The organism is Lactobacillus delbrueckii subsp. jakobsenii ZN7a-9 = DSM 26046, from assembly GCF_001888925.1.
Lineage (GTDB): Bacteria > Bacillota > Bacilli > Lactobacillales > Lactobacillaceae > Lactobacillus > Lactobacillus delbrueckii.
In genome coordinates, this window is sequence record NZ_CP018218.1 from 1,520,156 (window position 1) to 1,533,258 (window position 13,103).

Annotated in this window: 10 protein-coding genes; all 10 read right to left on the reverse strand. The window is 49.3% G+C overall.

The window, feature by feature from the left end:
- Positions 1-69: 69 nt before the first annotated feature.
- The 10 genes from LJ046_RS07735 to LJ046_RS07780 all read right to left on the reverse strand — a co-directional run bounded on the left by LJ046_RS07735 (position 70) and on the right by LJ046_RS07780 (position 13,084).
- On the reverse strand, positions 70-1,848 hold the full coding sequence (locus LJ046_RS07735) for an oligopeptide ABC transporter substrate-binding protein (RefSeq protein ID WP_035176774.1): 1,779 nt from the start codon (positions 1,846-1,848) through the stop codon (positions 70-72).
- A 136-nt stretch (positions 1,849-1,984) separates the two neighbouring features.
- Complete coding sequence (locus LJ046_RS07740) at positions 1,985-3,757, reverse strand: oligopeptide ABC transporter substrate-binding protein (RefSeq protein ID WP_002879723.1); 1,773 nt, start codon at positions 3,755-3,757, stop codon at positions 1,985-1,987.
- A 159-nt stretch (positions 3,758-3,916) separates the two neighbouring features.
- Entirely contained in the window at positions 3,917-4,828 is a 912-nt protein-coding gene (locus tag LJ046_RS07745) for an ABC transporter permease (protein WP_002879721.1), read from the reverse strand.
- A 10-nt stretch (positions 4,829-4,838) separates the two neighbouring features.
- A complete protein-coding gene (gene opp4B, locus LJ046_RS07750; protein WP_002879720.1) occupies positions 4,839-5,798 on the reverse strand; it encodes an oligopeptide ABC transporter permease in 960 nt (319 codons plus the stop codon).
- A gap of 3 nt (positions 5,799-5,801) precedes the next feature.
- On the reverse strand, positions 5,802-6,758 hold the full coding sequence (locus LJ046_RS07755; RefSeq protein ID WP_002879719.1) for an ATP-binding cassette domain-containing protein: 957 nt from the start codon (positions 6,756-6,758) through the stop codon (positions 5,802-5,804).
- 9 nt (positions 6,759-6,767) lie between these two features.
- Positions 6,768-7,769, reverse strand: a complete 1,002-nt coding sequence (locus LJ046_RS07760) for an ABC transporter ATP-binding protein (protein ID WP_002879718.1) — start codon at positions 7,767-7,769, stop codon at positions 6,768-6,770.
- 289 nt (positions 7,770-8,058) lie between these two features.
- A complete protein-coding gene (acpP, locus tag LJ046_RS07765) occupies positions 8,059-8,301 on the reverse strand; it encodes an acyl carrier protein (RefSeq protein ID WP_002879717.1) in 243 nt (80 codons plus the stop codon).
- Between the two features lie 61 nt (positions 8,302-8,362).
- Positions 8,363-9,355, reverse strand: a complete 993-nt coding sequence (gene plsX, locus LJ046_RS07770) for a phosphate acyltransferase PlsX (protein ID WP_002879716.1) — start codon at positions 9,353-9,355, stop codon at positions 8,363-8,365.
- A gap of 25 nt (positions 9,356-9,380) precedes the next feature.
- The gene (gene recG, locus LJ046_RS07775; protein ID WP_002879715.1) at positions 9,381-11,420 is read right to left on the reverse strand and encodes an ATP-dependent DNA helicase RecG; all 2,040 of its coding nucleotides are present in this window, start codon (positions 11,418-11,420) and stop codon (positions 9,381-9,383) included.
- Positions 11,420-13,084: a DAK2 domain-containing protein gene (locus LJ046_RS07780; RefSeq protein ID WP_002879713.1), complete on the reverse strand. Its 1,665-nt coding sequence runs from the start codon at positions 13,082-13,084 to the stop codon at positions 11,420-11,422. Before LJ046_RS07780 ends, recG begins: the two co-directional genes overlap by 1 nt.
- Positions 13,085-13,103: the final 19 nt, after the last annotated feature.

Consider the following 13,103-nt stretch of genomic DNA (forward strand, 5'->3'; position numbering starts at 1 on the left):
CGGCTTTTTTACCTAAATCCAAGAAAAAACTCTGCCTTGTCCGGCAAATGGACAAAACAGAGTCGCAGATTATTTTTTATAGCCGATTTTATACCATAATGGATGGCTGTTGTTCATTTCTGCCGGTTCATAAGAGAGGTTGACCAGCTGCTTGTTGATGGCTGTAATCTTGTAGGAACTGGTCAAAGGAATTACAAAGGCTTGCTCTTGCATGTACCTTTGCCACTTTTTGAAGACCTTGATCCGGTAGTTGATGTTAAAGGCGGCATCTGAGTCCATCGCTTCCAAAAGCTGGGTATTGGTCTTGGTAGCAAAACGCTCCAGGTTGTACTGGGTCCCCGCCCCGTAGATGCCATTTTGGGAAGGCTCATTGTTTAAAGTCCAGCCGGCGATGAACATGTCGACCTGGCTGTCATCTTGGAAGAGTAGGTTGTAAAAAGTATTGAATTCCAGCAGGTGGCCAGTGGTCAGTTTGACGTTTAAGCCAATTTCTTTCCACTTCTTAATGTAGTTGTTGATGATCTTGCTTTGGCTGGCGTCACCGGTCATGGCAGCCAGGTGGATCACCAGCTTATGCCCCTGCGGGTCACGCCGGTATTTTTCCCCCGACCGGAGCTTGTAGCCTGCCTTGTCCAAAAGCTTTTTCGCCTTAGCTGGGTTATAAGGATAACCCTTGCTCTTGTCATCGTAGTAGTCGCCAAATTGCGACGGGATCAAGCTCTTGATGCGGAAGGTCAAGCCAGACGTATACTTGCGCTGGATCTGGGTGACGTTCATCGCGTAGCCAATAGCCTGTCTCAGAGACTTATTGGCCATCTTGGAATTCTTATTCATCTTGACTGAGTTGGTCTTCTCGTCCCACTTCCCCAGCTTGAAGCCCAGATAGTTGTAGCTCAAAGGAATCGTGGCCACGAACCTGTAGTTTTTTGTAGTCCTGATCTGCTGCCACTGGGAGTTAACAACTTCGATGATGTCGTAAGTTCTTTCTTTAATGGCCGTGGAGACCGACTTTGGCGAAATAATGGAGATGGTGATCTTGCTCAAGCTCGGCGTCCCCCGCCAGTAGTATTCATTGCGGGTCCAAACCACCTTCTGGCCCGCTTCAATGCTCTGGACCTTGTAAGGTCCAAAGTAAACAGGCTTTTTGCGGATTTCGATGCAGGTTCTCAGCTTACTGAAAGGCACATTCTTAAGGTAGTGATATGGCAGGGCAGATTCCCAAAAGTAGCCGTTACCGGACTTCAGCATCCCCGGGTGCATTTCTTTAAAGTGAATCACGACCTTGCGGCCATTTTCCCCATCTGGCATTTCGATCCCGCTGATCGTCTTGTCTTTCCCGTCATGGTATTCCTTCAAGCCCACCACATCCTGCAGGGAAGAAGTATAGTTAGAACTTTTTGTAGCCTTGTTGGCAATTACTTCATAGGCATATTCCACGTCTTTAGCCACGACCTGCTTGCCGTCAGACCACTTGACTCCTTTTTTAATATTAATGGTGATCTGCTTGGCCTGCCGGTCCAGGCTGAAGCTTGCCGCCCCGCTGTCCGTGATATTGTAGCTGTTGTCCGTGTCAAATAAAGATTCAGAGCCAAACTGGGCCAAAGTGGCATCAGTTGTTGAATCAGCCAGTTCATCAGAAAAAATCCCCGTGAAAGGAGTATCAGTTTCTAAGGCTACCTTGATGCTGCCGCCCTTTTTCGTCTTGACAAAACTGGTAGCCACTGGGAACTGCATGGCATCTTCTGCCCCGCTGTTGCCATTTTGCTTGCTTTTCTCCGTCTTTTGCCCGCAGGCCGCCAGACTTAGGGCCACTAGCAGGCAAAGCGTTATTTTCGTTAGTCTTTTCATCAATCAAGAGTCCTTTTGCTAAATTGCTACATAATATAGTTTACCATAACAAAAGCGGCAAGACCGGGCCCTAAGCCGGGAGAACAGAAAAAAGAGGAGGGAAAACCTCCTCTTTTGAGAAATTATTTATTATCTTTTACTTCTTAAAGCCAGTTTCGTACCACAGGGTAGCTGTCTTTGATGGCTTAGTTGAGTAGTTGACCAGCTTGCTGTTAACCGCAGTGATCGAGTATGAGTTACTCAAAGGAATTACAAAGGCTTCCTTTTGCATGTATTGTTGCCATTCGTGGAACTTTTGTACCCGGTAGCTGTGGTTAAAGGCCTTGTCACTGCTCATTTCCTTCAGCAGCTTAGTGTTTTCACTAGTTGCAAAACGTTCAAAGTTGAAAGGAGCCTTAGGACCGTAGAGGTCATCTTGGGTAGGTTCACTGGACAGGGACCATGCGGCCATGAAGACGTCTACTGATGGGTCATCGTTTTCTACCTTGTCATAGAAGGAGTTGAATTCGATCAAACGGCCAGTGGTCAAAGTTACGTGCAGGCCGATCTTCTTCCATTGCTGGAGGTAGTTTTGCACGATTGCTTCCTGGTTTGGAGACCCACTCATGGCTGCCAGGTGGATGGTTAACTTCTTGCCATTTGGATCCCGGCGGTAGGTTTCACCCTTCTTCTTCTTGTAGCCGGCCTTGTCCAACAAAGCGTTGGCCTTCTTGATGTTCAGTGGGAAGCCCTTCACGCTCTTGTCATAAAAGTCACCAAAGGCTTCTGGCACTAGAGTCTTAACTCTGAAAGACAAGCCTTGGGTGTAGTGCTGGTTTACTTCATCAACGTTCATGGCATAACCCATGGCTTGACGGAGATAGCGGTTGCTCATCTTAGAGTTCTTGTTCATCTTGACTGAGCCGGTCTTCTTATCCCACGTGCCGACCTTGAAGCCCATGTATGAGTATGACAATGGAATTGAGGCAACGAAGTTATAGCCCTTAGTCCCCTTAACTTCCTTCCATTGGGAGTTAACAACGTCGATCATGTCAAACTTCTTGGACTTGATTGCCTGGGAAGCTGAATTTGGTGAGATCACAGAGATGGTGATCTTGTCCAGCTTGGCCTTGCCACGGTAGTAGTAAGGGTTTCTTACCCAAGTAGCTGATTGGCCCCGGACCAGCTTGGAGAGCTTGTAAGGACCAAAGAAGAGTGGATTCTTCCGGACCTTGTCACTGGATTGCAACTTGCTGAACGGTACATCCTTCAAGTAGTGGTAAGGTGCGGCATATTCCCAGAAGAAGCCGTTACCGGACTGGGTCATGCCTGGTTTCATTTCCTTAAAGTGCAGAACCACCTTGCGCCCGTTTTCACCATCAGGCATTTCGATCCCAGAGATCTTCTTGGACTTGCCATCGTGGTATTCTGCCAAGCCGACGATGTCAGCAAGTGAGCTGGTGTAGCGGGATGACTGGCTGGCCTTGTTGGCGATGATTTCGTAAGAGTATTCAACGTCCTTGGCAGTTACCTGCTTGCCGTCAGACCACTTGACCCCCTTCTTAACTTCAATAGTGACCGTCTTGGCCTTCCGGTCCATCTTGAAGGTAGCGGCACCCTTGTTATTGATCTTGTATTGATCATCGGTTGCAAACAGACCTTCATTCCCAAAAGCCATAAAGTCTTGGTCATATTGGCTGTCGGAAACTTCGTTCAAGAAAACACCCTTGACCGGCGTGTCAGATTCTTCTGCGATAGTGATGCTGCCGCCCTTCTTGGCAGTTGCAGTTGCCGTAGCTTCCGGGAATTTCTTGGCATCCTTAGCCCCGCTGTTGCTGGAGCTGGAGCTGGAGCTGCTCTTGCCGCAACCGGCCAGCAAAGCTGCCCCGGCCAGAAGTACTCCAAATGTTCCGAGCATTCTTCTCTTCATAATTTAATTTACCTCCACACAATATATTCAAAAGATAAAACACATAGCATATGAATAGTTATCGTGATAGCAATTCACAAAATTTATCTTTCATGCTTTTTATTTTAGCAGTTCGATTTTAAAAGTCAATGAGAAATTTAATTTAATGCTAATTGTTTTTTAGTTTTCTCTTTGCCGGGCGTCGCCAGCCTTTTGCAGGGCCTGGCCGACATAGTTGATGCTCAAGCAGATAATCAAAAGCAAGACAGTTGCCGGCAGCCAGAGCCACGGCCGGTCAATGATGTTAACCGGGTCACTGGCAAAACCGATCAAGGTCCCCAAAGATGGAATATTGGTTGGCAAACCATAGCCGATGAAAGACAAGCCAGTTTCAATCCCGATGTTGCCGGAAACGCTCAAAACGACATCGATGATGATCATTGATGCAATATTTGGCAGAATTTCCCGGAACATGATCTTGGTATTTGAAGAGCCTGAAGTCTTAGACGCCAAAACATAGTCTCTTTCTCTTTGTGACAGAATGAATGACCGGTAGTATCTGGCTTCACTCGTCCAGCCGAACATCGAAATCAGCAGAACCAAAGTCATGGCATTATAGTTTGGCAGAACCGTTACCAAAACAATTAAAATTGGCATTTGCGGCAAAATCTGCACGAAGTCAACGATTCTCATGATGATGGAGTCAGTAGTGCCGCCATAGTAGCCGGCTACAAGGCCGACTATTAAGCCGACCAGTTCACAGAAAAGAGTGACCAAGAGACCAATCATAATCGAGTTGCGCCCGCCCATGATCAACAGATTCAAAATATCCCGGCCACCGTCATCAGTTCCCAGCAAGTGGCCGTTTTGTCCCCAGCCGGCGTATGATTCCAAAATGTGCATTTCAGTAACCTTGCTGCTGTCAAGGAATAAAGAACCGCCAAAGGTAAGTAGCAAAATAACGACAATGGTGCAAAAGGCTATAGTCGCAGCCTTGCTTTTAAAAATTTCTCTAAAAGTAATCTTTAAAGCGGATGGTGGAATTTGGGCCCGGTCATCCTGCTTCTTTTTACCAACAGTAAATAAAGCCATCATTTCACCTCTACTTCACGCGAATTCTCGGGTCAACCAGACTCATGATAATGTCAGACAGCAGGTTGCCCAGCAGGGTCAAGGTCCCGAAAATCATAATCAAGGCCGTCAAAGTGGTATAGTCACGCTGGCTGATTGAGTCAAGGAAAAGCTTCCCCATCCCCGGGAAGGAGAAGACCGTTTCAATGATCAGTGACCCGCCAAGCAGACCGGTGATGGTGTTCCCCATAAAGGCAGCGATCGGGAGGAAAGAATTCCGCAAGATGTGCTTGTTGAAGACGACTTTTTCCGGCACGCCCTTGCTACGGGCAGTCTTAACATAGTCTTCCACCTTGTTGTCAATGATCCCGGTCCGCAGGTATTGCACTGTCCCAGTCGTGGCGATGATCGCATAGAGAATTGCTGGCAAAATCATGTGCTGCAGGCGGCTAAAGAAAACACCCCAGAAGCCACTGGCATTGGCGGCAACCGTCCCGCTGATCGGAAACCAGCCCAGAGTAAAGCCGAAAAGCCAAAGGCCCAGCAGGTAGAAGACAAAGCCTGGGATAGCATATGTCACGTAGTTAAAAACTGAGATTGCCCGGTCCTGCCATTCACCTTCATGCTTGCCGGCGCTGATCCCCATCGGGATAGCAATGCCGTAAAGAAAGAAGGTTGACAAAAGCGAAAGCCAGAAAGTGTTCTGGGCCCGGTCGGCAATCAAAGATGCTACTGGGACGTGCTGGATGTAGCTTTGCCCCAAATCACCATGCAAGAGGTTCTTAATCCAGCGTACGTATTGCACCGGTACCGGGTCATTCAAACCATATGCCTGCTTTAAGCGGGCAATTTCCTTAGGACTTGAGTTAGGGTTGATCAAACCGGTAAAGGGATCCCCTGGCATCATTTTGGCCAGCATGAAGACAATAATGCTAAGCAGGATCAATTGCGGGATCATGATCAAAACCCGTCTTAAGACTGTTTTCCACATTTGCTATTCTCCTCCCTTGATTTGCTCTTTAGGCAGGGCTACCTGGTGGTTGGGGCCAACCTCGGTCAATGGGTAGACCCGGCCATCTGCATCATACCAGTTTGCCTGGTCCTGCAAAAATTCCCGTTCGATTTCCCGCCGTCTGGCTGCGTGTTCCGCCCGGTGTTCAACATCAACCTTCGGAATCGCGGACAAGAGGCGCTTGGTATAAATGTGCGCCGGATTCTTGTAAATTTCTTCCTGGCTGCCCACTTCCACCAACCGGCCCCGGTGCATGATTGCCAAGTTTTCTGACATGTGCTTGACCACGCCCAGGTCATGGGAAATGAACAAAAAGGCAATGTTGTACTGCTGTTGGATGTGCTTCATGAAGTTCAAAACCTGGGCTTGAACTGACAAGTCCAAAGCACTCGTTGGCTCATCGGCCACGATTAATTTCGGATTAGTGGCAACTGCCCGGGCAATCCCAATTCTCTGCCGCTGACCACCGGAAAATTCATGGGGAAACTTGTAAATCGCGTCACTTGGCATCCCGACGATGCTCAGCAGTTCCTGGACCCGGTCACGTTCCTGGTCAGTGGTCAAATTTTCAAAGTTCCGGATCGGTTCTGCGATAATGTCTTCAATCCGCTTGCGGGGGTTAAGACTGGACATGGAGTCCTGGAAGATCATCTGCACGTCCTTGTTGTAGTTCATCTTCCGGCGGACGGATTCCTTGGTTATGTCTTCACCCTTGTAGAGAATCTGCCCGCTGGTCACCTTCTCCACGCCAACGATTGCCTTGCCAGTCGTGGACTTACCGGAGCCTGATTCACCGATCAAGCCATAAGTTTCCCCTTCCTTGATTGAAAAAGAAACCCCGTCAACTGCCCGGACATAATCAGTAATTCTGTTCCAAAAGCCCGACCGGACTGGGTAGTGGACTTTCAGATCTTTAACTTGGATAATTTCTTCTGCCATACTTGCTACCTATCCTTCATCTTGAAAGTGGAAAGTCTTCCAGCAGGTGCAGCGGACAAAGTGATTTGGCTCAACTTCGTGCAGCTGCGGGTCTGCTTCATGCGCTTCAGCTGGAATCCAAGGAATTCTAGCCGCGAAGCGGTCGCCGGTCCGCGGCATGTTTTTCAGTGAAGGAACAGTTCCCTGGATTACATGCAGGTCATCCTTGTCATCATCTGACTGTGGAATGGAATTTAACAGTGACCGGGTATACGGGTGCAAAGGATGAGTAAACAAAGTTTTCACATCAGCTTTTTCTACAATTTGCCCCGCATACATCACAGCAACTTCATCAGCCGTTTCCGCTACAACGCCCAAGTCGTGGGTGATCAAAATGATGCCAGAGTCCGATTCTTTCTGGATCTTCTTGAGCAGGTCCAGGATCTGGGCTTGAATGGTCACGTCCAAAGCAGTCGTTGGTTCGTCAGCAATGATAATTTCCGGCTTGCAGGCCACCGCCATCGCGATGACGACTCTTTGCCGCAAACCACCGGAAAGTTCATGCGGGTACATGTCATACATGGCTTCCGGCTTAGGCATCCCTACTTGATTGAAGAGTTCAATCACCCGGTCGCGGCGCTGCTGCTTGTTCATATCCGTATGGTAAAGCAAGGCTTCCGCTACCTGGTCCCCAACCTTCATCAAAGGGTTCAAACTGGCCATCGGGTCTTGAAAAATCATGCCAATATTGTTGCCGCGAACTTGGTTAAACAAATCCTCACTCAAATTGACCAAGTTCAGGTTCTTGTACCTAATTTCTCCTTCGACCCGGGTGTTTTTCCGGTCATACAGGCCAACGATGCTGGAGGCAATCGTACTCTTGCCGCAGCCGCTTTCGCCGACAATAGCCAAAACTTCGTTGCGCTTGAGAGTAAAACCGATGCCATCAGCCGCGTCATAGAACTTGCCCTGCAGGCGGTAGCCGGTATGAAGCTTTTCGACGTCTAGTAAAACGTTTTGCTGATTATCCAACTTTTTTCTCCTTCAAAATAATTATTAGTCAGTAAATAAATACTACACTAGTAAATTTTAACCTTTTTCAAATCTCTTGCAATAGTTTTTTAATTATTTTCTAGTGCTTTTTAGTTATTTCTTCATCATTTCTGCCAATCCACATCATAATCATTAAATTATTGTTTGCTTTTTATCATATTTGCCGCCATTTCCTGGAAAGAGACCACAAAAAAAGCATTTGCCGCAGATCTTTCTTTGGCAAATGCTAATTAAATATTAGTTGTTTTCATTTCGTTTTCAATGCACTTTAGCCTTGGTGGCCCTTGATGTAAGCTACCGCGTCAGCGACTGTGATAATCTTAGCAGCGTCTTCATCAGGAATTTCAGCGCCGAATTCGTCTTCCATCTGCATGATGAATTCTACCAAGTCGATGGAGTCAGCGTCCAGATCCTTGGTAAAGTTAGTGTCCATAGTGATTTTGTCCTTGTCCAGCTGGAAGTTGTCAGCGATCAAAGTGGCAATCTTGTCAAAAATTTCTGCTTCAGTCATTATTCTTTCTCCTATAATTTCTAACTGCCCGCTTGCTTGGGCTATTTTCTTTTTCTTATCCTTACTTGCTGAATTCTTGCTTAAAGGTATTTGTTAAGTCTTCAGCCAAAATCTTGTCGATCTGCTTAACCGCGTAGTAGACGGCCCGGGCGTCTGACCGGCCATGCTGCTTGACGACTGGTGAGTTTAAGCCGAGCAAAACTGCCCCGCCATACTTGGCCGTGTCAAAGCGGCTGGCTACAGACTTCAAGGCGTCTTTAGCCAGCAGGGCCCCTAGCTTGGCCTTAACACCATTGTTCAAAAGGCCGTCTTTCAGCATGTGGATGATGACGCTGGCCGTTCCTTCGATGCTCTTTAAGACCGCGTTGCCGGTAAAACCGTCTGTGACCACAACGTCGGCCTTCCCTTGCAAGAGTTCGTGCCCTTCAATGTTGCCGGTGAAGTTCAGGGAGCTGTCCTGCAAGAGCTGGTAGACTTCCTTGTGCAGGTCGTCGCCCTTGTCGAATTCAGCCCCATTGTTTAAAAGAGCTACTCTTGGCTTGGAAACGCCACGGACCTTTTCCGCATAGTAGGAGGCCATTTCCGCCCATTGCAGCAGGTATTCCGGCTTGCTAGTAGCATTAGCGCCAACGTCAATGATGTTGAAGCCGTCATCTGAAGATTCAACTGGCATGGTCGGCATGAGGCCTGGCCGGGCCACGCCCTTGATCCGGCCGACAATGAAGATCCCGCAGGTTAACAGGGCCCCGGTATTGCCTAGTGACAGCAAAGCGTCTGCCTTACCTTCCTTGACCCAGTTAGCTGCCACGACCATGGAAGAATCCTTCTTGGTCCGCATGGCCTTGACTGGCTCATCTTCATCAAGAATAACTTCCGTGGTGGCCACGATTTCGATCTGGTCATCGCCTGCTGGCAGCAGCTCTTTCAGCTTGCCTTCATCGCCGAAGAAGATAAACTTGTCTTCCGGCAGTTCAGGCTTGGCCTTTAAAACTGCTTCTACAATCGCCTCAGGAGCGTTTTCCCCGCCCATGGCGTCAATCGCGATTTTTCTCATCAATAATCTCTTTTTCTATATTGGACTAAGCTCTCGCTTGTACGAATTTCTTATATTTTATCACAGCTTGCAGGTCTGCCAACTTTTCTGCTTTCAGGTCCGGATCAGCCTGGACGATCCGCTTGGCCTCATCCCTGGCTACCACCATGACCTGGTAGTCGCTGACAACGCTGCCCGTCCTGAATTCCGGCAGGCCTGACTGAGCCTTGCCAAAGAGGTCACCCTCGCCCCGCATCTTGAGGTCTTCTTCGGCGAGCTTAAAGCCGTCGTTAGTTTCAGCCACGATCTTCATTCGCTGCTTGCCGGCTTCTGTCTTCGGGTCAGCTAAAAAGACGCAGTAGCTTTGCGTCTGCCCCCGGCCGATCCGGCCACGCAGCTGGTGGAGCTGGCTTAAGCCAAAGCGGTCAGCGTCAAAGATGACCATCAAGTTGGCATTGGCCACGTCAACGCCAACTTCAATCACGCTGGTAGTAACCAGAATATCGACCTCCCCTGCCGCAAAGCGGTCCATGATCTGCTCTTTGTCAGCTGCCGCCATTTTCCCATGCAAAAGGACAACTTCCTGGTCTGGAAATTCACCGGCCAGCCTGTCGTGCAGGGCTTCAGCATTTTCCAGGTCAATCGTTTCCGACTCACTGATCAAGGGCGTAACCGCATAAATCTGGAAGCCTTCCGCCAGTTGCTGGCGCATCAATGAATACACCTCATCTAGCTGGCTGCTGGTCTTCCAGTAGGATTTAATCGGCTTACGGCCGGCTGGCAGGTGTCTGATTTCTGACAAGGCGGTGTCGCCATAAACAGTCAAGGCCAATGAACGGGGAATCGGGGTCGCCGTCATGGCCAGGATATCCGGCCGGTCCCCCTTGTTGATCAAGGCCAGGCGCTGGACAACGCCAAAACGGTGCTGCTCGTCGATAATAACCAGGCCCAGCTTTTTAAAGGCCACTTGCTCTTGGATCAAGGCATGGGTGCCGATCACCACATTGATGCTGCCATCAGCCAGCTCCTTGTAGATTTCCCGCCGCTCCATGGTTTTAGTTGATCCCGTTAAGAGGGCCACCCGGACGCCGAAATCTTCCAGCATGGCAGAAATTTTGTGATAGTGCTGGTTGGCCAGAATTTCAGTTGGCGCCATCAAGGCCGCCTGGTAGCCAGCCGTCACTGCCCCGTAAATGGCAAACACGGCCACTACGGTTTTCCCGGACCCAACGTCCCCCTGAAGAAGGCGCTGCATCTGCTGGTCAACAAACATATCGGCAAAGATCTCATTAATCACCTTTTTCTGGTCAGGAGACAGGGCAAAAGGCAGAGACTTGGTCAGCTTGCCGATTTCTTCCAGGTCGTAATGCTTGGCATAACCACTGTGGCTCTTATTTTGGCTGGACATCAAGGCTAGCTGCATTTGAAAGAGGAAGAATTCCCGAAAAACAGCGCTTCGGCGGGCTTCCTTAGCCTCAGTCAGGTCTTTAGGGTGGTGCATGGCGATGACCAGGTCCTGGTCAGCCATGAGCCGGTAGTGCTTCCGCAACTCCTCTGGCACAGCATTGCCCATCTCATCCATGCTTTCGGCAATCGCCAGGTCGATCATGGTCTGCAGCTTCTTTTGCTTGATCTGCCGGTTGACCGAATAAATCGGCGCCATCCCGTCATCACTGTTTTTATTGGCTAAGAGCTTATAAGCTGACAGGCTCTGCTTTCTCAGGTCATATTTGCCATAGACGGCGATTTCCTGGCCCACGCTCAGCTGCTTGGCCAGCCATGGCTGGTTAAAAAAATTGACCATGATAATATCATGATCAATTCGTAGTTTGAAGCTGACCCGGCTCTTGTGGTAGCCAAAGTAATTCTGGTAGGGGTTGGTGGCCACGATCCCCTTCAGCATGACCTTCTGTCCGTCCTCCAGCTGGTCCAGCGGGAGGTTCTCCAGTTCGTCATAGCGGTAAGGGAAGTAGAAGAGCAAGTCGTAGATGCTGTAAATGCCCAGCGACTGCAAAGCTTCTGCCGTCTTGGCCCCCACGCCCTTCAAGGCCGTCACCGGTCTGAAAATAGCCTCGTTTAAAGTCATTATTCTACAGAAATCAAGAAGTTGTAAACTGGCTGGCCACCGTCGTGAATTTCGAATTCGTAGTCATCATCTTCGTGAGCTGCTTCCAAGCGGTCAACAACTGCCTGGGCTTCTTCTTCAGTAGCATCGCTGCCGTACATCACGGTCACGATTTCAGAGTCTTCATCCAGCATCTTTTCTGTCATAGCGACAGTTGCGACAATTGGATCAACGTCGTCAACCACAATAGTGCCATCAACGATACCAATGAAGTCGCCCTTGTGGATTTCAACGCCGTTGATTTCAGTGTCACGGGTTGCCCGGGTTACTTCACCGGACTTGACAGAGCCAAGTTCATTAGTCATGGCTTCAACGTTCGCGTCAACACTGGCTTCCGGGTTGAAGGCCAGCATAGCAGTTAAACCTTGCTGGATAGTCTTGGAAGGCACGATGCCGACTGGGATTTCAGCAACTTCAGCAGCCTGCTTGGCGGACATGATGATGTTGCCGTTGTTTGGCAGGATGATCGCCTGCTTGGCGCCAGACTTGGTGATGGCGTCTATGATGTCTTGAGTTGAAGGGTTCATGGTTTGCCCGCCGGAGATGATCCGGTTGACCCCTTCGCTTTCAAAGAGCTTGCGGACACCGTTGCCGGAAGCCACTGCGATCACTGCAAAGTCAACGCTTTCTTGTTGTTCTTGCTCGTTGTCAACGATCGTTTCGTGCTGAATCCGCATGTTGTCGATCTTGATCTTGCCCAATTGGCCGAATTGTGACCCGTAAAGGAAGACCTTGCCTGGGTATTCAGTGTGAACGTGAACCTTGGCGATTTCTCCGTCAGAAACTGCTAAGAGGGAGTCACCCAGTTCTGACAGGTAGCTTCTGAATTCTTCCAGGTCGAATGGCTTCTTGTTTGGCACGTCAGCCTTGAGGTCAACCATGATTTCAGTACAGTAGCCGTTGGCAATGTCGGAAGTTGCCAGTTGCCCTTGCACTGCCTGGTGGTGGGTAGCGTTGATCAAGGAGTTCATGTCGTCAGCATCTGGCACGTACTTGTCATCGAAGTTTTCACCCAAAAGGCCTTCCAGGAAGCCTTCATAGATAAAGACCAGACCTTGGCCGCCGGAGTCAACCACGCCGACTTGCTTAAGAACTGGCAGCAGGTCAGGAGTGCTCTTCAAAGCTTCCTTGGCGCCTTCAACGATCGCCTGCATTACTTCTTCTACATCATCGGTTTCATTTGCCTTGTTAGCACCTGCTTGAGCGCCGACCCGGGCCACAGTCAAGATGGTCCCCTCAACCGGCTTCATCACAGCCTTGTAGGCAGTAGCTACACCATTGCTAAAGGCATTTGCCAATTCCTGGGCGTTCAAAGTGGTCTTGCCTTGAGTTGCCTTGTAGAAGCCGCGAAAGAGCTGGGAGGTGATAACCCCACTGTTGCCGCGCGCGCCCATCAGCATCCCCTTAGCCAGGCTTTCGGTCAAGTCGCCGACACTGCTGCTTGTGTTTTCGTAAACGGCCTTAGCCCCGCTTTCCATCGTGAGATTCATATTCGTGCCAGTGTCGCCGTCAGGAACTGGGAAAACATTTAGATCATTGACGAATTGCACGTTCTTGCTCATCCGGTGAGAGGCAATCCGCACCATGTCTCTAAATTCTTTACTGCTAATTTCACTTAAAACCAATATTGAATCCTCCACTTAT